The 21,078-nt window shown below is 70.9% G+C and carries 19 protein-coding genes and 1 tRNA gene; 7 read left to right on the top strand and 13 right to left on the bottom strand.

Features of this window, described 5'->3' with window-relative positions; translation table 11 throughout:
- Positions 1-149 precede the first annotated feature (149 nt).
- Positions 150-608, bottom strand: coding sequence for a GNAT family N-acetyltransferase (locus QOL88_RS16150; RefSeq protein ID WP_179878873.1), 459 nt, complete (start codon positions 606-608; stop codon positions 150-152).
- A 308-nt stretch (positions 609-916) separates the two neighbouring features.
- Here QOL88_RS16150 and QOL88_RS16145 point away from each other — a divergent pair, with 308 nt between their 5' ends.
- A complete protein-coding gene (locus QOL88_RS16145; protein ID WP_097217097.1) occupies positions 917-1,684 on the top strand; it encodes a LuxR C-terminal-related transcriptional regulator in 768 nt (255 codons plus the stop codon).
- Here QOL88_RS16145 and tamR read toward each other — a convergent pair.
- Positions 1,643-2,140, bottom strand: a complete 498-nt coding sequence (tamR, locus tag QOL88_RS16140; RefSeq protein WP_097223022.1) for a MarR family transcriptional regulator TamR — start codon at positions 2,138-2,140, stop codon at positions 1,643-1,645. The genes QOL88_RS16145 and tamR overlap by 42 nt on opposite strands.
- A 136-nt stretch (positions 2,141-2,276) precedes the next feature.
- Between tamR and QOL88_RS16135 the strand changes: the two genes are divergently transcribed.
- Both QOL88_RS16135 and QOL88_RS16130 read left to right on the top strand, forming a co-directional pair.
- Positions 2,277-3,110: a trans-aconitate 2-methyltransferase gene (locus tag QOL88_RS16135; protein WP_097217096.1), complete on the top strand. Its 834-nt coding sequence runs from the start codon at positions 2,277-2,279 to the stop codon at positions 3,108-3,110.
- Positions 3,107-3,466 (top strand): VOC family protein, encoded by a 360-nt coding sequence (locus QOL88_RS16130; protein ID WP_097217095.1) that lies wholly within the window; start codon positions 3,107-3,109, stop codon positions 3,464-3,466. The genes QOL88_RS16135 and QOL88_RS16130 overlap by 4 nt, the downstream gene beginning before the upstream one ends.
- An 11-nt stretch (positions 3,467-3,477) precedes the next feature.
- Here the strand turns inward: QOL88_RS16130 and QOL88_RS16125 are convergent, their stop codons facing one another.
- On the bottom strand, positions 3,478-4,155 hold the full coding sequence (locus QOL88_RS16125) for a TetR/AcrR family transcriptional regulator (RefSeq protein WP_097217094.1): 678 nt from the start codon (positions 4,153-4,155) through the stop codon (positions 3,478-3,480).
- Positions 4,152-5,165, bottom strand: coding sequence for an acyl-CoA desaturase (locus tag QOL88_RS16120; protein ID WP_097217093.1), 1,014 nt, complete (start codon positions 5,163-5,165; stop codon positions 4,152-4,154). The genes QOL88_RS16125 and QOL88_RS16120 overlap by 4 nt, the downstream gene beginning before the upstream one ends.
- Before the next feature lie 294 nt (positions 5,166-5,459).
- Between QOL88_RS16120 and ppc the strand changes: the two genes are divergently transcribed.
- Positions 5,460-8,180, top strand: a complete 2,721-nt coding sequence (gene ppc / locus QOL88_RS16115) for a phosphoenolpyruvate carboxylase (RefSeq protein WP_097217092.1) — start codon at positions 5,460-5,462, stop codon at positions 8,178-8,180.
- A 97-nt stretch (positions 8,181-8,277) separates the two neighbouring features.
- Here ppc and QOL88_RS16110 read toward each other — a convergent pair whose 3' ends face one another.
- From QOL88_RS16110 to QOL88_RS16080, 7 genes are all read right to left on the bottom strand, one after another.
- Positions 8,278-8,781, bottom strand: coding sequence for a hypothetical protein (locus tag QOL88_RS16110; protein ID WP_097217091.1), 504 nt, complete (start codon positions 8,779-8,781; stop codon positions 8,278-8,280).
- A 42-nt stretch (positions 8,782-8,823) separates the two neighbouring features.
- The gene (gene pth / locus QOL88_RS16105) at positions 8,824-9,426 is read right to left on the bottom strand and encodes an aminoacyl-tRNA hydrolase (protein WP_097217090.1); all 603 of its coding nucleotides are present in this window, start codon (positions 9,424-9,426) and stop codon (positions 8,824-8,826) included.
- 69 nt (positions 9,427-9,495) lie between these two features.
- A complete protein-coding gene (locus QOL88_RS16100; protein WP_097217089.1) occupies positions 9,496-10,092 on the bottom strand; it encodes a 50S ribosomal protein L25/general stress protein Ctc in 597 nt (198 codons plus the stop codon).
- 186 nt (positions 10,093-10,278) lie between these two features.
- Positions 10,279-11,259: a ribose-phosphate diphosphokinase gene (locus tag QOL88_RS16095; protein ID WP_097217088.1), complete on the bottom strand. Its 981-nt coding sequence runs from the start codon at positions 11,257-11,259 to the stop codon at positions 10,279-10,281.
- A 135-nt stretch (positions 11,260-11,394) separates the two neighbouring features.
- Positions 11,395-12,843, bottom strand: coding sequence for a bifunctional UDP-N-acetylglucosamine diphosphorylase/glucosamine-1-phosphate N-acetyltransferase GlmU (gene glmU / locus QOL88_RS16090; RefSeq protein WP_097217087.1), 1,449 nt, complete (start codon positions 12,841-12,843; stop codon positions 11,395-11,397).
- Positions 12,844-12,977: 134 nt separating this feature from the next.
- Positions 12,978-13,050: transfer RNA gene (locus QOL88_RS16085), tRNA-Gln, on the bottom strand.
- A 14-nt stretch (positions 13,051-13,064) separates the two neighbouring features.
- Entirely contained in the window at positions 13,065-13,925 is an 861-nt protein-coding gene (locus QOL88_RS16080) for a hypothetical protein (protein WP_097217086.1), read from the bottom strand.
- Positions 13,926-14,093: 168 nt separating this feature from the next.
- Here QOL88_RS16080 and QOL88_RS16075 point away from each other — a divergent pair, with 168 nt between their 5' ends.
- Positions 14,094-15,398: a sensor histidine kinase gene (locus tag QOL88_RS16075; protein WP_097223021.1), complete on the top strand. Its 1,305-nt coding sequence runs from the start codon at positions 14,094-14,096 to the stop codon at positions 15,396-15,398.
- 18 nt (positions 15,399-15,416) lie between these two features.
- On the opposite strand, the gene QOL88_RS16070 is transcribed toward QOL88_RS16075, so the two are convergent.
- Both QOL88_RS16070 and QOL88_RS16065 read right to left on the bottom strand, forming a co-directional pair.
- On the bottom strand, positions 15,417-15,911 hold the full coding sequence (locus tag QOL88_RS16070; protein ID WP_097217085.1) for an SUKH-3 domain-containing protein: 495 nt from the start codon (positions 15,909-15,911) through the stop codon (positions 15,417-15,419).
- Positions 15,912-15,990: 79 nt separating this feature from the next.
- Positions 15,991-16,593: a YwqJ-related putative deaminase gene (locus QOL88_RS16065; protein WP_097217084.1), complete on the bottom strand. Its 603-nt coding sequence runs from the start codon at positions 16,591-16,593 to the stop codon at positions 15,991-15,993.
- A 346-nt stretch (positions 16,594-16,939) separates the two neighbouring features.
- Here QOL88_RS16065 and QOL88_RS16060 point away from each other — a divergent pair, with 346 nt between their 5' ends.
- On the top strand, positions 16,940-17,944 hold the full coding sequence (locus QOL88_RS16060; RefSeq protein WP_097217083.1) for an SMI1/KNR4 family protein: 1,005 nt from the start codon (positions 16,940-16,942) through the stop codon (positions 17,942-17,944).
- Between the two features lie 8 nt (positions 17,945-17,952).
- Positions 17,953-20,943 (top strand): SUKH-4 family immunity protein, encoded by a 2,991-nt coding sequence (locus QOL88_RS16055; protein ID WP_097217082.1) that lies wholly within the window; start codon positions 17,953-17,955, stop codon positions 20,941-20,943.
- The last annotated feature ends 135 nt before the right edge of the window (positions 20,944-21,078 follow it).

Genomic DNA, 21,078 nt, shown 5'->3' with positions numbered 1-21,078 from the left:
GGCCGCGGATGCGGTGAGCGCGGCTGTCACGAGCCGAGCGGGGCGGTTCACTGTGTCTCCCGTTGATCATGTGTGGGGGGATAACTCAAGCGAACCAACGCTATCGGTGGGTGAAGGCGGGGCGGCATCGAGGGTTTCGTCCCCGCAGCTCAGCGCAGCCTCTTCGTCAGCATGTACTCCGTGATGCCCGGGGGATAGTCCGGCACCACGCACACCACCTCGTACCCCTGCTTCTCGTAGAACCGAGGCGCCTGGAAGTCCCAGGTCTCCAGGCGGGACGCGTGGCAGCCGCGGGAGGTTGTCGCGATGTGTTCCGCCTGGGCGAGCAATCGCGCGCCCAGGCCCCTGCCGCGGTGGCGTTCGTCGACCCAGAGGTAGGTGACGTGGAGCCAGGTCGCCCAGGTGTGGCCGACCAGGCCGCCGGCGAGGGCGTCGTCCCGGTCGTTCACAGCCCACACATGCAAGGGCGCGTCCCTTTCGTCCGGTGTTCCGCGCAGGGCGCGCAAGATCGGGGAGGCGGCCGTGTTCGTGTCCCGCAGGCGTGTGCGGAGCAGATCACGTCGGGCCTTGTCGACTTCTGTCTCAAGACGGAACATGCGGCACACCATAAACGCGTCGGACAGTCAGTTCTGCAAATAACCTTCCGCTCCGAGCCCCCGTCCGTACCCTGATGAACAGCACCGGTGGGGGCCGGTGCCGCTCAGGGGGCGAGACAGCCGGGTACGACGCCCGGGGTGGGGGTAGCGGTACCGCACGGCGGCGGCCGTGGGGTTGCGGCGACCCCAACAGGCTGCTGCGGCGAGGACCGACGGTCGGACCGCGGCAGATCCGGACACTCCGGCGTCGTACCCGCGCGGTGTCCTCCTCCGACGATGGGGTAGCCCCTGCTCTTCGGGAGCTCGGGGAAGGGGGTTTCGTGGTTCGCATCCGAGTCCTGGTCGTCGACGACCATCGCATCTTCGCGGAGTCACTCGCGGCGGCCCTGGCGGCCGAGCCGGACGTCGACGTCTCCGCGGCCGGCAGTGGTCCGGCCGCGCTGCGCTGCCTGGAGCGGGCGGTCGCCGAGGGGCGGCGCTTCGACGTGCTGCTCGTGGACGCCGACCTGGGCGGCAAGGTGCCGGGCGCCCGCCCGGCCGTACCCGTGCGGGAGGGCAACGAGGACGGGCTCGTCGACGGGATCTCCCTCGTCACGGGCGTGCGCTCCGCCCAGCCGCACGTACGGATCGTCGTCCTCGCCGAGAAGGACGACCCGCGGCGGGCGGCGCTCGCCCTGCAGGCCGGCGCCTGCGGGTGGGTGGCGAAGGACTGCTCCCTGTCCCGGCTGCTCACGGTCATCCGGGGCGTGCTGCGGGACGAGACGCATCTGCCGCCCGCGCTGCTGACGGGCGTGCTGCGGGAGCTCACCGCCGCCCGCAAGCACCGCACCGAGAGCGAGCGGCTCGTCGAGTCCCTCACTCCGCGTGAGCGGGAAGTGTTGCGGTGCATGGTCGCGGGGCTGGGGCGCAAGGCCGTGGCCGAGCGCCTGTATCTGTCGCCGCACACCGTGCGGACCCATATGCAGAACGTGCTCGGCAAGCTCGGCGTGCACTCCACCCTCGCCGCCGTCGCCCTCGCGCGGCGTGCCGGGGTCGGGCCCGCGGACCTAGCCGGGGATGTTGTCGAACGGGGCGGTCAGCTGGCGTAGCAGCCCCGCCAGTTCGCCGCGCTGGGCCCGGGAGAGCTCCGCGAGGATCGCGCGCTCCTGGTCCAGCAGACCCGCCAGGGCCTGGTCCGCGCGGTCCCGGCCCTCGTCCGTCAGCCGGACCAGGACGCCTCGGCGGTCGCTGGGGTCGGGGAGCCGTTCCACCAGGCCCTTCTTGGCCAGGCGATCGATGCGGTTCGTCATCGTGCCCGAGGTGACGAGCGTCTGGGTGAGGAGCTGACCCGGCGAGAGCTGGTACGGCGTGCCCGCGCGGCGCAAGGCCGTCAGGACGTCGAACTCCCACGGCTCCAGGTGGTGCTCCGAGAAGGCCAGCCGCCGCGCCCGGTCCAGATGCCGGGCCAGTCTGCTGACGCGGCTGAGCACCTCGAGCGGTTCCACGTCGAGGTCAGGGCGCTCCCGGCGCCACGCTGCGACCAGCCGATCGACCTCGTCCTCCATGACGATCAGTGTAGTGGTTGTGTCGACGTAGAGTCTCTTGACGTCCAGTTTCTTGACATCGAGATACTTGAAGATCACGCTGGGTGTGCGTCCCGCACGGTCACCACCAGGACACACAGGACACCAGGAGGAACCCATGCCCGCAGCCACCCCCACCTGGGACCCCGCCCAGTACCTGCGTCACGCCGATCACCGCGCCCGCCCCTTCACCGACCTCCTCGCCCGCGTCCCCGACCTGCCCGCGAGACCGTCCGCGGACCGCCCGCGCATCGCCGACCTCGGCTGCGGGCCCGGCAACGTCACCACGCTGCTCGCCGCCCGCTGGCCCACCGCCCGGATCACCGGCTACGACAACTCGCCCGAGATGCTCGACAAGGCCCACGTCGACCACGAGGGGCCGACCTCGGGTGGCGGGCGTCTCGACTTCGGCCACGCCGACGTACGGACGTGGACGCCGGACGAGCCCCACGACCTGATCATCAGCAACGCCACGCTCCAGTGGGTGCCCGGCCACGCCGAGCGCTTCCCCGACTGGGTGGCGGGACTGAAACCCGGCGGCACCCTCGCCTTCCAGGTGCCCGGCAACTTCGACGCCCCCAGCCACCGGCTCATGCGCGAACTCGCCGGTTCGGCGCGCTGGCGCGGCCGGCTCGCCGACACCCTGCGCCACGCCGACGCCGTCCACGCCCCCGAGGCCTACCTGGAGCGGCTGACGTCCCTCGGCTGCGCGGCCGACGTGTGGGAGACGACGTACCTCCACCTGCTCCAGGGCGAGGACCCGGTGCTCGACTGGGTGAAGGGGACCGGCCTGCGGCCCGTGCTGACCGCGCTCGCCGACGACCCCGAGGAGCGGGAGACGTTCGTCGCCGAGTACCGGGCGGCGCTGCGCGAGGCCTATCCGGCCGGCCCGCACGGCACGCCGTTCCCCTTCCGCCGGGTGTTCGCCGTCGCCCGGAAGGAGAGCCGATGATCACCGCCCTCGACCACGTCCAGCTCGCCGCCCCGCCCGGCAGCGAGGAGCGGCTGCGGGCGTACTACGTCGACGTCCTCGGCATGACCGAGGTGCCGAAACCGCCCGAGCTCGCCCGGCGGGGCGGGTGCTGGTTCCGGGCCGGGGCGGTGCAGTTGCACCTGGGGGTCGAGGAGGACTTCCGGGCGGCGCGCAAGGCCCACCCCGGACTGCGGGTGACGGGCATCGACGCCTACGCCGCCCGGCTGGAGTCCGGCGGGGCGTCCGTCGTCTGGGACTCCGCCCTGCCCGGGCACAGGCGGTTCTACGCGCAGGACCCGGTCGGCAACCGCCTGGAGTTCCTCGAACCCCTCTAGATCGGGCCTGGTCAGGCCTTGCGGCGCCCTATCAGGTGCGGCTTGGCCTCTATCCCGTCCAGGCCGTGCCACGCCAGGTTCACCAGGTGCGCGGCCACCTCGGCCTTCTTCGGCCGGCGCACGTCCAGCCACCACTGGCCGGTCAGGGCGACCATCCCGACCAGCGCCTGCGCGTACAGCGGGGCCAGCTTGGGGTCGAAGCCGCGGCTCTTGAACTCGCGGCCCAGGATGTCCTCCACCTGGGTGGCGATGTCCGAGATCAGCGAGGCGAAGGTGCCCGTCGACTGGGGGATGGGGGAGTCACGGACCAGGATGCGGAAACCGTCCGTGTACTCCTCGATGTAGTCCAGCAGGGCGAACGCCGCCTGTTCGCACAGTTCGCGGGGGTGACCGGCGGTGAGGGAGCTGGTCACCATGTCCAGCAGGCGCCGCATCTCACGGTCCACCACGACCGCGTACAGCCCTTCCTTGCCGCCGAAGTGCTCGTACACCACCGGCTTGGAGACCCCGGCCTTCGCCGCGATCTCCTCCACCGACGTGCCCTCGAAACCCTTCGCCGCGAAGAGCGTGCGACCGATCTCCAGCAGCTGCTGGCGGCGCTCGGCACCGGTCATCCGGGTGCGACGCGCTCGCCGCGGCTTGTCATTGCTGGGGGTGCTGCTCGAGTCGGTCGCCACAGCGCCCATCATGCCGCCTCGACGGGCTCCTTCCCGCGCGGGGAGCCGCCTTCCCCGGTATCACGGCGCGAATCGATACGGGAGCGTGACGGCCACCGCACGTCGTACGCCCAGCCCGCCATCTCGAACCAGCGGATCAGCCGGGCGGACGAATCCAGCTGCCCGCGCATCACACCGTGCCGGGCCGACGTCGGGTCGGCGTGGTGCAGGTTGTGCCAGGACTCACCGCAGGACAGCACCGCCAGCCACCACACGTTGCCCGAGCGGTCACGCGACTTGAAGGGACGCTTGCCGACCGCGTGGCAGATCGAGTTGATCGACCAGGTCACGTGGTGCAGCAGGGCGACCCGCACGAGCGAACCCCAGAAGAAGCCGGTGAACGCGCCCCACCAGGACATCGTGACCAGCCCGCCGATCGCCGGCGGCAATGCCAGCGACAGCACCGTCCACCAGACGAACTGGCGGGAGATGGCACGGAGCGTCTTGTCCTTGATCAGGTCCGGGGCGTACTTCTCCTGCGACGTCTGCTCCTCGTCGAACATCCATCCGATGTGCGCCCACCACAGGCCCTTCATCAGGGCCGGAAGGGTCTCACCGAAACGCCACGGCGAATGCGGGTCACCCTCCGCGTCGGAGAACTTGTGATGCTTGCGGTGATCGGCCACCCAGCGCACCAGCGGACCCTCGACCGCCATCGACCCCGCGATCGCCAGAGCGATCTTCAACGGCCGCTTGGCCTTGAAGGAACCATGCGTGAAGTGACGGTGGAAGCCGATCGTGATGCCGTGGCACCCCAGGTAGTAGAAGAAGACCAGCAGACCGAGGTCCAGCCAGCTCACCCCCCAGCCCCACGCCAGCGGCACAGCCGCCAGCAGCGCCACGAACGGGACGGTGATGAAGAGGAGCAGGGCGATCTGCTCGATGGACCGCTTCTTCTCGCCGCCCAGCGTGGCGGAAGCGGCATCGGTGGCCTGACCGGGTGCCTTCGGGGCGTCCTCGATCACGTCGGAACTACTGGTCATACGCGTCCCCTGGGGGGTATGTGGAGGGAGAGGGGGTAGCCGGGGCACGTCAACCGTGATGTGCTTCCTACGGTTCCGTAACCTACGGCATCGTAAGTATGGCAGTGCGTCGCCCGGCGGCAAGAGCCCGCGAGCCTGCGCGTCCTTGCCGACACCTATCCTTGAGTCGGTCGGACAGCGCGGTCCGCTCTGATTTCTTCCCGGATGTCCGGACCGTATGCGGCGCCCCGCCGCGCGAGACGCCGTCCGGGTTCCCCTCCCAGACGAGCTTCAACACTGCAAGGAGCCGCACCTGTGAGCAGTGCCGACGACCAGACCACGACGACGAGCAGCGAGCTGCGTGCCGACATCCGCCGGCTGGGTGACCTGCTCGGTGAGACCCTCGTCCGCCAGGAGGGCCCCGAGCTGCTGGAACTCGTCGAAAAGGTCCGCCGCCTCACCCGCGAGGACGGCGAGGCCGCCGCCGAGCTGCTGCGCGGCACCGAACTCGACACCGCGGCCAAGCTGGTCCGCGCCTTCTCCACGTACTTCCACCTGGCCAACGTCACCGAGCAGGTCCACCGCGGCCGCGAGCTGCGCGCCCGCCGCGCCGCCGAAGGCGGACTCCTCGCCCGTACGGCCGACCGGCTCAAGGACGCCGACCCCGAGCACCTGCGCCAGACGGTGGCGAACCTCAACGTGCGCCCCGTCTTCACGGCCCACCCCACCGAGGCCGCACGCCGCTCGGTCCTCAACAAGCTCCGGCGCATCGCCGCGCTCCTGGAGACCCCGGTCATCGAATCCGACCGGCGCCGCCTGGACACCCGTCTGGCCGAGAACATCGACCTCGTCTGGCAGACCGACGAACTGCGCGTGGTGCGCCCCGAGCCCGCCGACGAGGCCCGCAACGCCATCTACTACCTCGACGAGCTGCACGCCAACGCAGTCGGCGACGTCCTGGAGGACCTCACCGCCGAGCTGGAGCGCGCCGGGGTCAAGCTCCCCGACGACACCCGCCCCCTCACCTTCGGCACCTGGATCGGCGGCGACCGCGACGGCAACCCCAACGTCACCCCCCAGGTCACCTGGGACGTCCTGATCCTCCAGCACGAGCACGGCATCAACGACGCCCTGGAGACCATCGACGAGCTCCGCGGCTTCCTGTCCAACTCCATCCGCTACGCCGGCGCCACCGAGGAACTGCTGACCTCCCTCCAGGCCGACCTGGAGAACCTCCCCGAGATCAGCCCCCGCTACAAGCGCCTCAACGCCGAAGAGCCCTACCGGCTCAAGGCCACCTGCATCCGCCAGAAGCTGGAGAACACCAAGAAGCGCCTCGCCAAGGGCACCGCCCACCGCGACGGCCGCGACTACCTCGGCACCAGCGAACTCCTCGACGACCTGCGGATCATCCAGCGCTCCCTGCGCGAGCACCGCGGCGGACTCTTCGCCGACGGCCGCCTCGCCCGCACCATCCGCACCCTCGCCGCCTTCGGCCTCCAGCTCGCCACCATGGACGTCCGCGAACACGCCGACGCCCATCACCACGCCCTCGGCCAGCTCTTCGACCGGCTCGGCGAGGAATCCTGGCGCTACGCCGACATGCCCCGCGACTACCGCGCCAAGCTCCTCGCCAAGGAGCTCAGGTCCCGCAGGCCGCTCGCCCCCACCCCGGCCCCCGTCGACGCTCCCGGCGAGAAGACCTTCGGCGTCTTCGGCACCGTCAAGCGCGCCCTGGAAGTCTTCGGACCCGAGGTCATCGAGTCCTACATCATCTCCATGTGCCAGGGCGCCGACGACGTCTTCGCCGCCGCCGTCCTCGCCCGCGAAGCCGGACTCATCGACCTGCACGCCGGCTGGGCCAAGATCGGCATCGTGCCGCTCCTCGAGACCACCGACGAGCTCAAGGCCGCCGACACCATCCTCGAGGACATGCTCTCCGACCCCTCCTACCGGCGCCTCGTCGCCCTGCGCGGGGACGTCCAGGAGGTCATGCTCGGCTACTCCGACTCCTCCAAGTTCGGCGGCATCACCACCAGCCAGTGGGAGATCCACCGCGCCCAGCGCCGCCTGCGCGACGTAGCCCACCGCTACGGCGTACGCCTGCGCCTCTTCCACGGCCGCGGCGGCACCGTCGGCCGCGGCGGCGGCCCCACCCACGACGCCATCCTCGCCCAGCCCTGGGGCACCCTGGAGGGCGAGATCAAGGTGACCGAGCAGGGCGAGGTCATCTCCGACAAGTACCTCATCCCGTCCCTGGCCCGGGAGAACCTCGAACTCACCGTGGCGGCCACCCTCCAGGCGTCCGCCCTGCACACCGCACCCCGCCAGTCCGACGAGGCCCTCGCCCGCTGGGACGCCGCGATGGACGTCGTCTCCGACGCCGCCCACGCCGCCTACCGCCGCCTGGTCGAGGACCCCGACCTGCCGACGTACTTCCTCGCGTCGACCCCGGTGGACCAGCTCGCCGACCTGCACCTGGGCTCCCGGCCCTCCCGCCGCCCCGGCTCCGGCGTCTCGCTCGACGGCCTGCGCGCCATCCCCTGGGTGTTCGGCTGGACCCAGTCCCGGCAGATCGTCCCCGGCTGGTTCGGTGTCGGCTCCGGCCTCAAGGCCCTGCGCGAAGCGGGCCTCGACACCGTCCTCGACGAGATGCACCAGCAGTGGCACTTCTTCCGCAACTTCATCTCCAACGTCGAGATGACCCTGGCCAAGACCGACCTGCGGATCGCCCAGCACTACGTCGACACCCTCGTCCCCGACGAGCTCAAGCACGTCTTCGACACCATCAAGGCCGAACACGAACTCACCGTGCGTGAGGTGCTGCGCGTCACCGGCGAAGCCGAACTCCTCGACGCCACACCCGTCCTGAAGCAGACCTTCGCCATCCGCGACGCCTACCTCGACCCCATCTCCTACCTCCAGGTGGCCCTGCTCAAGCGGCAGCGCGACGCCGAGCAGCCCGACCCGCTCCTCGCCCGCGCCCTCCTCCTCACCGTCAACGGCGTGGCAGCCGGCCTGCGCAACACCGGCTGAACCACCCCGGACACGACCGTGCCCCCGAGCCCGCACAGGCCCGGGGGCACGCTCATGTCCTACGTCAGCCGCGGCCGGCCCGCCGACGCCGAACCCCTCAGACGGTCACGAACGCCGCCGTCAGCAACGCCACCCCCGACAACGCCATCACCCACGCCACCCGCGTCCGCAGCAGACCACCCGCCACCACCACCGACGCCAGCAACAACGCACCACCCAGCGGAATCCACGCGTACAGCACCCCCGCCGGACCCGAACGCACCGCGTCATCACCACCGGCCTTCAGGACCACCGTGTACGTCCGGCCCCGCTCCACCGCGACCGACTTCTCCAGCACCACCCGCGCCCGCGGCTGCGAACCCTCCGACAACGGCGTGTACCGACCCCAGCACGTATCCGCCCCGCACCGCGCCACATCGACCGTGCCCCGCTCCCGGCCCTTCGTGAGCATCACATGCTGCGCCGTACCCCACGACGCCCACACACCCGCGATCAGGATCAGCACCGCGACCGTCCCCATCGCCGCGAACCTCCCGAACCGCAGCACAGCGGCCGAACCCTGGGACGACGAGGGGGCAATGGCAGGCATGGCCGGGATCATTGGCCATGCCTGAACGACCCGTCAACCTCGACGGGTGACAAGTCAGGAGTTGTACGTGCTTTGCGCCCGCTCCAGCCCCTCGATCACCAGAGCCTCCACCGCGTCCGCCGCCCGGTCCACGAAGTAGTCCAGCTCCTTGCGCTCCGCCGACGAGAAATCCTTCAGCACGAAATCCGCCACCGGCATCCGCCCCGGCGGCCGCCCGATCCCGAACCGCACCCGGTGATAGTCCGCACCGAACGCCTTCGTCATCGACTTCAACCCGTTGTGCCCGTTGTCCCCGCCACCCAGCTTCAGCCGCAGCACCCCGTAGTCGATGTCCAACTCGTCATGCACCGCCACCACATGACCCACCGGCACCTTGTAGAAATCCCGCAGCGCATTCACCGGCCCACCCGACAGGTTCATGTACGACATCGGCTTCGCCAGCACCACCCGCCGGTTCAACGGCCCAGGAGGCCCGATCCGGCCCTCCACGACCTGCGCCTGCGCCCGGCCGGCCCGCTTGAACCGCCCCCCGATCCGGCCCGCCAGCAGATCCGCCACCATGAAACCCACGTTGTGCCGGTTCGCCGCGTACTCCGGCCCCGGATTGCCCAGCCCCACGATCAGCCAGGGAGCGGCGGCATCGGTCGTCACGTCCATGTCTCCTTCATACGCGTCGGCCGCTGCCCCGCACGGGAACAGCGGCCGACGAAACGACGACGAAGAGGATCAGGCCTCGGCGGCCTCTTCCTCGACGGTCTCCTCGCCCTCCGGGGCCTCCTCGGCCTGCGCGGCCAGGACCTGCAGAACGACGGTGTCGTCCTCGACGGTCAGCGTCGTGCCCTTCGGCAGCTTGATGTCCTTGGCGAGGATGGAGTCACCCGCCGCCAGACCCTCGACGGAGACGGTCACGGACTCGGGGATGTGGGTCGCCTCGGCCTCGACCGGCAGCGCGTTCAGCACGTGCTCCAGCAGGAAGCCACCCGGGGCCAGCTCGCCCTCGGTGTGCACCGGGATCTCGACCGTGACCTGCTCGCCGCGCTTCACCAGCAGCAGGTCCACGTGCTCCAGGAAGCCCTTCAGCGGGTCACGCTGCACCGACTTCGGGATCGCCAGCTCGTTCGTCTTGCCGTCGATGTCCAGCGCGATCAGCACGTTCGGCGTACGCAGCGCCATCAGCAGGTCGTGACCCGGCAGGGTCAGGTGCAGCGGGTCCGAACCGTGCCCGTACAGGACACCCGGAACCTTGTCTTCACGACGGATACGGCGCGCGGCACCCTTGCCGAACTCGCTGCGCGTCGCGGCGGAGATCTTCACCTCGGACATAGTCACTCCTCGAAATCAGAACGGACGTGGTCACCCGGCCACGAACGGCCTGCTACGAAGAGCGCGTCGATAACGGACAACCGCGTCCCGAAACGGGAACGGCCTCCCTCGCCGAGCAACTTCAGCAGTCTACTCGGAGAGGGAGGCCGCACCCAAAAGGATCTACAGAAGCCCGACCACAGGCTCCTACTGCTCGTCGAACAGGCTCGTCACCGAACCGTCCTCGAACACCTCACGCACCGCACTCGCGATCGTCGGAGCGATCGACAGCACCGAGATCTTCTCCAGATCCCGGCCCAGCTCACCCGGCGTCGGCAGCGTGTCCGTGAACACGAACTCACTCACCCGCGAGTTCTTCAGGCGGTCGCTCGCGGGGCCCGACAGCACACCGTGCGTCGCCGTCACGATCACGTCCTCCGCACCGTGCGCGAACAGCGCGTCCGCAGCGGCACAGATCGTCCCACCGGTGTCGATCATGTCGTCCACCAGGACACACACGCGACCCTTCACCTCACCCACGACCTCGTGGACGGTGACCTGGTTCGCGACGTCCTTGTCACGCCGCTTGTGCACGATCGCCAGCGGCGCACCCAGCCGGTCGCACCAGCGGTCCGCGACCCGCACCCGGCCGGCGTCCGGCGACACGACCGTCAGCTTCTCCCGGTCCACCTTCCGGCCCACGTAGTCCGCCAGCAGCGGCAGCGCGAACAGGTGGTCCACCGGACCGTCGAAGAAGCCCTGGATCTGGTCCGTGTGCAGATCCACGGTCAGGATCCGGTCCGCACCCGCGGTCTTCATCATGTCCGCGATCAGACGCGCCGAAATCGGTTCACGTCCACGGTGCTTCTTGTCCTGCCGCGCGTAACCGTAGAACGGCACGATGACCGTGATGGAGCGGGCCGACGCACGCTTCAGCGCGTCGATCATGATCAACTGCTCCATGATCCACTTGTTGATCGGAGCCGTGTGGCTCTGGATCAGGAAGCAGTCCGCGCCACGCGCCGACTCCTGATAACGCACATAGATCTCACCGTTCGCGAAGTCGAAGGCCTTCGTCGGGACAACCCCGACACCCAACTGCTGGGCGACCTCCTCGGCAAGCTCGGGGTGGGCGCGGCCGGAGAAGAACATCAACTTCTTCTCGCCGGTCGTCTTGATCCCGGTCACAGCACTGTCTCCTCAGAGGTGTCGCAGCTAGGTGTCGAGAAACCTCGCAGCCGGCTTGCCGGAGGCCGTCTCAGCTGGTGGGGGTGCGGGTGTGCACCTATCACCGTACGCCGTGTTTCAGGCGTCGGTTTCCGGTCAGCCCTCGCCGGCCGACTCCCGGGAAGCCGCCTCGGCCGCCTTCGCCGCCGCGCTCCCCGGACGCTTCCGAGCCACCCAACCCTCGATATTCCGCTGCTGACCACGGGCCACGGCCAGCGAACCCGCCGGCACATCCTTCGTGATCACAGACCCGGCAGCGGTGTACGCACCGTCCCCCACCGTGACAGGCGCCACAAACATGTTGTCCGAGCCCGTCCGGCAGTGCGAACCGATGGTCGTGTGGTGCTTCTCCTGGCCGTCATAGTTCACGAACACGCTCGCGGCACCGATGTTCGTCTGCTCACCGATCGTCGCGTCACCCACGTACGACAGATGAGGCACCTTCGTCCCGTCACCGATCGACGCGTTCTTCGTCTCCACGTACGTCCCGATCTTGCCCTTCGCGCCCAGCCGCGTCCCCGGACGCAGATACGCGTACGGACCCACCGTCGCGTCCGCACCGACCTCGGCACCCGCGGCCACGGTGTTGTCGACCCGCGCACCCGCACCCACCCGGGTGTCGGTCAGCCGCGAGTTGGGCCCCACCTCCGCGCCCTCGGCCAGATGCGTCGTGCCGTGCAGCTGCGTGCCCGGGTGCACGACGGCGTCCTGCTCGAAGGTGACCGTGACGTCGATCCAGGTGGTCGCCGGGTCGATGACGGTCACACCGGCGAGCATGGCCTCGGTCAGCAGCCGGTCGTTCAGGATCCGGCGGGCCTCCGACAACTGCACACGGTTGTTGATCCCGGCGATCTCACGGTGGTCACCGGCCACCGACGCCCCGACCCGGTGCCCCGCCTCACGCAGGATCCCGAGCACGTCCGTCAGGTACTCCTCGCCCTGGCTGTTGTCCGTCCGCACCTTCTTCAGCGCGTCCGCCAGCAACTGCCCGTCGAACGCGAACACACCCGAGTTGATCTCACGGATCGACCGCTGGGCATCGGTGGCGTCCTTGTGTTCGACGATGGCGGTGACGGCCCCGGTGGCGTCGTCGCGGACGATCCGCCCGTATCCCGTCGCGTCCGGCACCTCGGCGGTCAGCACCGTGACCGCGTTGCCGTCGGCGGAGTGCGTGGCGGCCAGGGCCTGCAGGGTCGCGCCCGTCAGCAGGGGCGTATCACCGCACACGACGACGACCGTCCCGTCGACGGCTCCGCCCAGCTCCTCCAGACCCATCCGCACGGCGTGCCCCGTGCCGTTCTGCTCCGCCTGCACGGCGGTGCGGACCTCGGGGGCGATGTCCCCGAGATGGGCGGTGACCTTCTCGCGGGCGTGGCCGACCACGACGACCAGGTGCTCGGGGGTCAGCTCGCCCGCGGCGGCGAGCACATGGCCCACGAGGCTGCGGCCGCAGAGCTCGTGCAGGACCTTGGGTGTGGCCGACTTCATACGGGTGCCCTCACCCGCTGCGAGAACGACGACGGCTGCCGGGCGGTTGGCGCTCACGGGATGCCCTTCGGCTGTGGATGGGGTGGGGTGACATCCGCAGGATACCGGGGGGTTTTGTGGGGGGCATGGGTGCGGGTCCTGACCGAGGGGCGGTCGGCCAGGACCCGAACCGAGAAGGTGTGTTCTGAGGGCTCCCCCGCAAGGATTCGAACCTTGTCCTGCTGGTACCAAAAACCAGTGTGCTGCCAGTTACACCACGGGGGACAGCGCCTCAGACCTTACCGGAGACGTGCTTCGGCGTGGGCAACGATGCCGCTCCACCAGCCCTCGATGCGGTTGTACAGCTCGGCACTTCGGGCCACGGTGACGACCAGGCAGCCGTGGTAGTCGTCACCGGTGTTCTTGCGGACGGTCTTGGGGTTGTGCTTCTTGAGGGTCGGCTTGGCGAAGGTCGACGCTTCGACGCCCGCGATGCCGGCCCAATGGCGATGGGCTGCGTCCACATCCGCCGACTCGTGGATGAGTACCCGGAAGCGCAGGCGCTCCCGGCTCACCCCGAGCAGGTCCAGCCAGGCCAGGTAGACCCGGATCACGCCGGGATCACTGTTGACGAAGATGGCTCGCTCACGCCTGTCGTAGGACTTGCTCTTGGAACCCTCGGCCCAGTACAGCGCGACTCCTGTCAGAAACAGTTCCCGGTCCGTGAGCGTGCCTGCTTCCTGCCGTGCGTTCTCCCTGGTTCGTCGGCGCTCCTCGTCCTGTGTGGCGCGGAGGCGTGCGAGGCCCGCCTGCATCAGCGCGCGTTGCTCCTCCGGCGTGTAGCGGGGCTCCGGCTTCGGCAGATCCCGCACCCAAAGCGACACCGAACTCCTCGAGCACCCCAGCTCCACCTCGATCTGGTCGTACGTCCAGCCCTGGAGGCGGAGTTCCCTCGCCCTCTCCCGCAGGTCGTCCTTCGCCCGGGGGCGTTTCGTCCAGGCCGGGGGCGGTTCGCCCTTCACCAGTTGGTTGAGGACGTCGTTGTTGTAGATCTTCAGCTCGTCGCGGATCTGGCGGAGGCTGAGGCCCTGGCGGCGGAGTGCCACCGCCTTCTCCCGCAGCCCTTCGAAGTCGGCGTACTTGCCGGATGCATGTGTCATACGCATACCGTCCGGGCGGAATGATCGCTTCCGGGGTCGAACGGTGAGCGATTCAGCAGTTCGAGGGATATCGGGTGGTATCGCAGCCGAACGGTCACGGAGTGTGGTGTGGGCCAGTCCCGGAAACTCACCGGAAAGCGGGCGGGGGGCGCCTTTAGGCTGGGAGGCATGACCGCGACGGGGGAAGACCATGTGACGGCCCGGGGAGGGCCGTGGTGGTGGGCCAGGCGGCGTAGCGCCGTGTTCGATGCGAGCCTGGCCGTGGTGTCCGCGCTGGAGTGCGCGTTGGAGGGGATCCCGTTCGCGCGGGACGCGGGGATCCCGGTGGCGGCGGGGGTCGTCTTCGGGGTGTTGGCCGGTTCCGTGCTGCTGGTGAGGCGCCGGTGGCCGATCGCCGTGGTGCTGGTCTCGATCGCGATCACGCCCGCCGAGATGGGCTTGGTCATGGGCATCGTCGGCCTGTACACGCTGGCCGCGGCCGAGCTGCCCCGGCGGATCATCGCCTCGCTGGCGGGGATGTCGCTGGTGGGGACGTTGATCGTGACGTTCGTGAAGACGCGGCAGGACATGTCGCGGGGGGACCTGGACGTAGGGGACTGGTTCGTGCCGTTCGCGGCGATCACGATGTCGCTGGGCTTCACGGCGCCTCCGGTGCTGCTGGGTCTGTATGTGGGGGCGCGGCGGCGGCTGATGGAGAGCCTGCGGGAGCGGGCGGACAGTCTGGAGCGGGAGCTTCAGTTGCTCGCGGAGCGGGCTGAGGAGCGGGCGGAGTGGGCCCGTAACGAGGAGCGGACGCGGATCGCGCGGGAGATGCACGATGTCGTGGCGCATCGGGTGAGTCTGATGGTGGTGCATGCGGCGGCGCTGCAGGCGGTGGCGCGGAAGGATCCCGAGAAGGCCGTGAAGAACGCCGCGCTGGTGGGGGACATGGGGCGGCAGGCGCTGACGGAGCTGCGGGAGATGCTCGGGGTGCTGCGCAGCGGTGGGGGTGAGCGGCGGGAGCCGGCGTCGTCGGTGCCGTTGGCTGCGGTGGGGGTGGCCGCGGCGGCGGCTGCGGCGGCTTCGCGGGCGGCGGATGACGAGGGTCCGTGTCTGGCGGAGCTGGAGGAGTTGGTGGGGCAGTCGGCTGCGGCGGGGATGGTGGTGGCGTTGTCGGTGGAGGGGGATGTCCGGTCGTATGCGCCTCAGGTGGAGCGGACGGCGTATCGGGTGGTGCAGGAGGCGTTGACGAACGTCCACAAGCACGCGGCCGGGGCGAAGACGTATGTGCGGTTGGCGCATCGGGTGTCGGAGATCGCGATGCAGGTGGAGAACGAGCCGCCTGAGGAGGCGGCGTCGTCGGCGCGGTTGCCGTCGGGTGGGAACGGTCTGGTGGGGATGAGGGAGCGGGTTTCGGCGCTGGGTGGTGTGTTCGTGTCGGGGCCGACGGATGCGGGGGGTTTCCGGGTGTCGGCGGTGATTCCGGCGTCGTGACGTGACGCGGCTGGGTGCTCAGTTCGTGGTGAGGCGGGCGGGTGCGGTGCCGGCGATGAGGGTGGCGAGGGCCTGGTCGATGTCGGGGCCGAGGTACCAGTCGCCGGTGTGGTCGAGGGTGTAGACGCGGCCGTCGGTGTCGATGGCGAGGAGGGCCTGGCTGTCGGTTTCGGCGCCGAGGGGGCAGACGTCGGTGCCGAGGGCGCGGCCGAGGTCGCCGAGGGTGCGGGCCATGTGGAGGCCGTGCAGTGGGTCGAGGTGGAGGTGGGCGGGGGCGACCTGGCGGCCGGGGCCGGTGGGGGTGATGTGGAGTCCGCCGAATTCGGCCCAGGCCTCGACGGCGGCGGGGAAGACGGTGTGGCGGTGGCCGGCGGGGGAGGCGTGGTCGCGCAGGGCGTCGGCCCAGATCTCGGCTTGTTTGATGTCCCAGCGTCCGGGTTGCCAGCCGGCGGCGCGCAGGGCGGCGTCGACGGGTACGGCGAAGCGGGTGGTGGAGGTGCGGTCGGCGTGCATGCGCCCTTCGTCTCGTCGAGGTCATGGGGTGGCGCGAGAGGGCGCGCCGGGGTGTCTGGTGCTGTGGGGGTGGGGTGCGTCAGCCGTTCTGGGACGCGGGGTCGACTATGCGCACGCCGAAGTGGGCGCTGAGCGCGGTGCAGGCGCGGCAGGGGGTGGCGAAGCTGCCGTGGAGGGGGTCGCCGTCCTCGCGGATGCGTCGGGCGGTGAGTTTGGCCTGCTTGAGGGCTTTGCGTGCCTCGCCGTTGGTCATGGGTTTGCGTGCGGCGCGTTTGCTGCGGGCGGTGTCGGCGGCGGCGATGTGGCGGGAGATGAGGATGGTTTCGGCGCAGCGGCCGGTGTAGCGGTCGCGTTGGGCGCTGGTGAGGGTGTCGAGGAAGTCCTGGACGAGGGGGTGCAGGGCGGGGGGTGTGTCGCCGCGGGCTGCGGTGCCGGTGAGGGTGGCGCCGCGGACGGAGAGGGCGGCGGCGACGGTGGGGAGGATGCCGTCGCGGCGGTGCCGGAGGGCGGGGGCGTGGGCTGCCTCGGTGGCGCTCCAGCCGATGCGGGGGTCGCCGCCCAGCGGGTCGGTGGCTCGTGGGCCGCCTGCCTGGGGGCCGGTGCCGTGGCTGCCGCCTCGGGGGTCGCCGTTTCGTGGGTCGGCGGACCTGCCGGTGTGTGGTCCCGTCTGCGTGGCATTCATGATCGTCTTCCCCTCCGTGCATCCCCCCGGGGGTCACAGACTGCCAAATGCCGTGGCTGGTGCGGAAGCTGGGGCGCGGCGACACGCCCATAGCGGGGTGTGCCGTCACGGTGGGGTGACGCCTGGTCACGGAAGCGGAGGGGGTGCTGACCGGTGCCGGTGACCGGTGTCGTCGTACCGCATAGGCTGTCGGCACCGCGGGTGATGCGGTGATCCGTTCGGGGCTCGATGCAGTGAACCGGAGGGTGATCCGCGGTCGGACGCGTGCAGTGACAGTCGATACGGGTCGTAGTGCGCCAAGGGTGGTCAATACGGGTCGTACAGAGTGCCGCAGGGGGCAACCGCCATGACGACAGGTCGGCTCGGGCAGCAAGCCGCGCCGCCGAACGCGGCCTACGCCGGGCAGGTCGTGCACTTCCCGGATCCGGTCCGGGCGGCGCGTCACCCGAGAGGGGTACGGGTCGACGAGCACGGTTACCCCGACTTCTCGGCTTACGCGCGCGCGGCCGCGGAGATCGCGGAGCCGCCGGAGGGTTTCGGTGTCGACGAGTTGCGGCTGACGGACTATGTGTCGGCGAACACGGCGCTGTCGGCGTCCGGGCACGAGTTGTGGGACACGGTGCCGGCGGTGGCGACGCCGCACGGCTGGACGTGGCACCACGTGGTGGGCACGCGGCGGCTGGAGCTGGTTCCGGTCGAGGTGAAGGCGCTGCTGAGGCATCACGGGGGTGTGACGACGTCGGGTGTCGACCATTCCAAGCGGGGCACGCGGCCGCTCCAGGAGACGCGTCCGGCGCATTTCGGGCTGCCGAAGTCGGGTGTCGCGGTGACGGAGTCGCAGGTGCAGGGCGTCGAGGAGGACCTCGGCTACCGGTTGCCGGGTGCGTACCGGTCGTTCCTGAAGGCGGCGGGTGGCTGTGCGCCGGTGGGTGCCGCGCTGGACGCGGAGCTGGGGCTGCTGGTGGACCAGCCGTTCTTCACGGTGCGCGACGAGGCGGCGGTCAATGACCTGGTGTACGTCAACAAGTGTCTGCGTGACCATCTGACCAAGGACTATCTGGGGATCGCGTTCGTCCAGGGCGGCCTGCTGGCCGTGAAGGTCAAGGGCGAGCGCATCGGTTCGGTGTGGTTCTGCGCGTACGACGACGCGCGGGACGTGGATCCCTCGGTGCCGCCGGCGGAGCGCGTGGAGCGGTTGCTGCTGTCGTGCGGGGACGACTTCGATGTCTTCCTGTCGCGGCTGGCGGGCAATCCGCCGGAGTTGGAGACGGTGGCGAACCTGATGGTGGACGGCGGGTTCGCGCGTGTGGTGCCGGTGGGTGCGGTGTCGTCCCCGGCCGTGGGGGAGTGAGGTCGGCGATGGTGACCTTCGCGCAGGCGCAGGAGCGTGCGGAAGAGTGGATCAACGGGGATCTGGCGTCGTACCAGCATCGTGAGGTGCGGGTGCGGGAGTTCGATCTCGGGTTCGTGGTGTGGGCCGAGGACCGGGCGGACGGGCCGCGGTCGGACGGTGGTGCGCAGCGGCTGGTGATCGCGCGGGACAGTGGCGAGGCGACGTTGTGGCCCGGGCTGCCGGTGGGTGAGGTGATCCGCCGGTACGAGGAGGAGTACGGCCGTCCGGACACGGTGGACGAGCCGGCACCGGCGGCGTCTGCCGCGCGGGTGGATCTGAATCAGACGTCGTTCCTGCTGACTCCGCCGGAGTGGTTGCAGGATGCGGCGGACAAGCTGGGGATTCCGGATCGTCGGGGTGTGGGGGCTGGAGCCGGGGAGCAGGCGGCTACTGCCGCTGGGGGGTCGGATTCCGGCTCTGGTTCCGGGCCTGGTTCCGGCTCTGGTGCCGGTGCTGTTTCCGGTCCTGCTTCCGGTTCTGGTTCCGGTCCTGTTTCCGGTTCGGCGACTCCCGCGCAGGGTGCGCCGGCCGCGCCGGGCAGTGGTGCCTCGTGGCCGGCGGCCGGGGGCGGTGACGCCGACGCCGACGCGGGTCCTTCCGGGGCTCCGGCGGCGCCGTCGGTGCCTGCGGGGGCGACGCCCTGGGCCGGCACGGACACCAACGCGGACGCCGGTGACGACCGTTCCGTGCCGCTGCCGGCGACGGTTTTCGCGCCGCCGCTGAGCGGGGCCGACAGCGACACCGCGCCGCCCTCGGCCACGCCCGAGGCCAAGACGACTCTGATGTCGGGTGGCAGTCAGCTGCCGTCTACGGCGCTGTCGCCGGCGGTCGACGACCCGAACGCCCAGGGGCCGGGAGCGGCGCCCGCACCCGCGCCTGGTGGTCCCGGGTACGGCTATCCGGCAGGTCCGGCAGGTCCGGGGGGTGCTCCGGGTGGGCCGGGGACGCCGCCTGGTGGTGCGCCGGGGATGCCGTCCGGCGGTATGCCGGGGACGCCGCCCGGTGGTGTGCCGCGGGGCAGTACGCCTCCGCCCGTGCCCGGCGGGCAGCCGTACGGGTATCCGCAGGCCCCGCAGGGGAGTACACCTCCGCCGGCCGCCGGGCCGGGGGCCGCTCCGAACGCCGGGGACATCGCCGACGCCGCGACCAGCAAGGCCGCTCCGCCGCCCGGGCGGCGGGGGGCGCGTCCGTCCACTCCGCCTCCTCCGGGTGCCCCGGGGACGCCCGGTGCTCAGCCGGGCAGCACGCCTTCGCCGTCTGGGCCCGGGGCGCCGGGCACTCCCGCGGGCGGCTACGTGCCCACACAGATGGTGTCGGCGCTCGGGCCTGACGGGCCGGGTGGATCCGGATCCGGATCCGGATCCGGGGACTCTTCGGGAACGGGCACGCCGCTGCCGCCGCCGGGGGTTCCTGGTGCTCCGGGTGCGCCGAACCCGCCCGGTCCTCCCGGTGCGCCGAACCCGCCCGGTCCTCCGGGCGCGCCGCAGCCTCCGGGCGCTCCGGGCGGTACGCCGCCCGGCGGTGTCCACCACGCTGCCACGATGCTTGCCGACCCGGGCCGGATGGGCCCGGGTGCGCCGCAGCCTCCGGCTCCCCCTGGAGCGCCGGGTGCTCCGGGTGCCCCCCAGCCCCCGGGGATGCCGAACCCGCCGGGTGCTCCCCACCCACCCGGTCCTCCCGGTGCGCCGCAGCCTCCGGGTGCCCCTGGTGCTCCCGGTGGTCCGGGTCCCGTGCACCATGCGGAGACCATGCTGGCCGCGCCCCCGGCGGGCGGTCCCGGCGTGCCTCCGCCGCCGCAGGCTCCCGGCGCACCACCCGCCGCCCCTGGCACGCCCGGTGCGCAGCCGATGCCGCCGGGGATGCCGGGTGCGGTGCCGCCCGGTATGCCGCCCGGCGCGATGCCCCCGGGTACGATGTCGCCGCCCGGCCAGCCCGTCCCCGGGCAGCCGCCGGCGTACGGCTATCCGCAGCAGCCGACCGGGCAGCCGACGGTCGGGCCCGGCTATCAGGCCGTGCTGCGCTACCGCGCGCAGGACGGTTCCGAGCAGCAGCTGATCCGGCGTTCCGCGCCGGGTACGCCGCACCCGGAGTGGCAGATCTTCCACGAGTTGCGGGCCATGAACGTGCCCCCGGACCAGGTGCTGGAGCTGCACACCGAGCTGGAGTCGTGCGAGCTGCCGGGTGCGTACTGCGCGCGGATGATCCGGGAGCAGTGGCCGCAGGCGCGCATCGCGAGCATCGCGCCGTACGGCACGGACCACGCGAGCCGGCAGCAGGGCATGCAGCAGCTGCTGGCCCACCAGGGCGAGTTGCACCAGGTGGCGGACGGCCCGGCGCGCCCCGCGCCGGTGCGCGCTCCGCTGCCGCCGGTGCAGATGGTGCCGCCGATCCCGCCGGAGGCCATCGGGCAGGAGCTGGGGGCCGCGTTCGGGCCGGGGGTGTTCCGGTTCGAGCAGGCCGCCGTGTCGCGGCAGGGGGTGCCGCCGGTGGTGGCGCACACGCTGGTGGCGGCCGGACTGCCGATGGACATGGGCCCGTTCTTCTGGGCGCAGGCGCAGCCCGGCCGGCCCGTTCCGACACTGGCGGAGCTGGCGGCCGAGCGCGGGGTGCAGCCGGCCTCGGACGCCGGTTCCTACCTGGTGATGGGCAGCGACTTCGGCAAGGCGATCTGCGTGCAGTACGGCACGGCGAACATCGTCGCCGTGCCGGTGGAGGCGGGGCCGGGTGGAGCGCCCGTGCCGCCGCAGTTCGTGAACACCGGGCTGCCGGAGTTCGCGCGCTGTCTGGCGCTGCTCGGGCGGATGTGGCGGCTGCGGTTCGGGCTGAACCAGGAGCAGGCGGGCCGCTGGACCGTCGACTTCCAGGCCCAGTTGGCCGCGCTCGACCCGGCGGCATTGGGGTCGCCGGAGAGCTGGTGGTCGGTGCTGCTGGAGCAGATGTGGGACGGACTGCTGTGACGCCTCGCCGCTGACGTGCCACAAGGAGCCGGGCTCGGTCGCTCGTACGACCGGGCCCGGCTCTTTTCATGCCCGTGCCGAGGATTCTTCGCGCCGGGCTGTCACATCTGTCTCCGCCGTTCCGTCAGTGCAGTG

Source organism: Streptomyces sp. Ag82_O1-12, from assembly GCF_900182715.1.
GTDB lineage: Bacteria > Actinomycetota > Actinomycetes > Streptomycetales > Streptomycetaceae > Streptomyces > Streptomyces massasporeus.
This window is presented reverse-complemented; position numbering and strand designations above follow the sequence as displayed.

Bases quoted from the DNA above. Each gene is read 5' to 3' on its own strand.
- QOL88_RS16150 (WP_179878873.1), bottom strand. From the start codon at position 608: ATGGTGTGCCGCATGTTCCGTCTTGAGACAGAAGTCGACAAGGCCCGA.
- tamR (WP_097223022.1), bottom strand. From the start codon at position 2,140: ATGGAGGACGAGGTCGATCGGCTGGTCGCAGCGTGGCGCCGGGAGCGC.
- QOL88_RS16135 (WP_097217096.1), top strand. From the start codon at position 2,277: ATGCCCGCAGCCACCCCCACCTGGGACCCCGCCCAGTACCTGCGTCAC.
- QOL88_RS16130 (WP_097217095.1), top strand. From the start codon at position 3,107: ATGATCACCGCCCTCGACCACGTCCAGCTCGCCGCCCCGCCCGGCAGC.
- QOL88_RS16125 (WP_097217094.1), bottom strand. From the start codon at position 4,155: ATGATGGGCGCTGTGGCGACCGACTCGAGCAGCACCCCCAGCAATGAC.
- QOL88_RS16120 (WP_097217093.1), bottom strand. From the start codon at position 5,165: ATGACCAGTAGTTCCGACGTGATCGAGGACGCCCCGAAGGCACCCGGT.
- QOL88_RS16110 (WP_097217091.1), bottom strand. From the start codon at position 8,781: ATGATCCCGGCCATGCCTGCCATTGCCCCCTCGTCGTCCCAGGGTTCG.
- pth (WP_097217090.1), bottom strand. From the start codon at position 9,426: ATGGACGTGACGACCGATGCCGCCGCTCCCTGGCTGATCGTGGGGCTG.
- QOL88_RS16100 (WP_097217089.1), bottom strand. From the start codon at position 10,092: ATGTCCGAGGTGAAGATCTCCGCCGCGACGCGCAGCGAGTTCGGCAAG.
- QOL88_RS16080 (WP_097217086.1), bottom strand. From the start codon at position 13,925: ATGACACATGCATCCGGCAAGTACGCCGACTTCGAAGGGCTGCGGGAG.
- QOL88_RS16075 (WP_097223021.1), top strand. From the start codon at position 14,094: ATGACCGCGACGGGGGAAGACCATGTGACGGCCCGGGGAGGGCCGTGG.
- QOL88_RS16070 (WP_097217085.1), bottom strand. From the start codon at position 15,911: ATGCACGCCGACCGCACCTCCACCACCCGCTTCGCCGTACCCGTCGAC.
- QOL88_RS16065 (WP_097217084.1), bottom strand. From the start codon at position 16,593: ATGAATGCCACGCAGACGGGACCACACACCGGCAGGTCCGCCGACCCA.
- QOL88_RS16060 (WP_097217083.1), top strand. From the start codon at position 16,940: ATGACGACAGGTCGGCTCGGGCAGCAAGCCGCGCCGCCGAACGCGGCC.
- QOL88_RS16055 (WP_097217082.1), top strand. From the start codon at position 17,953: ATGGTGACCTTCGCGCAGGCGCAGGAGCGTGCGGAAGAGTGGATCAAC.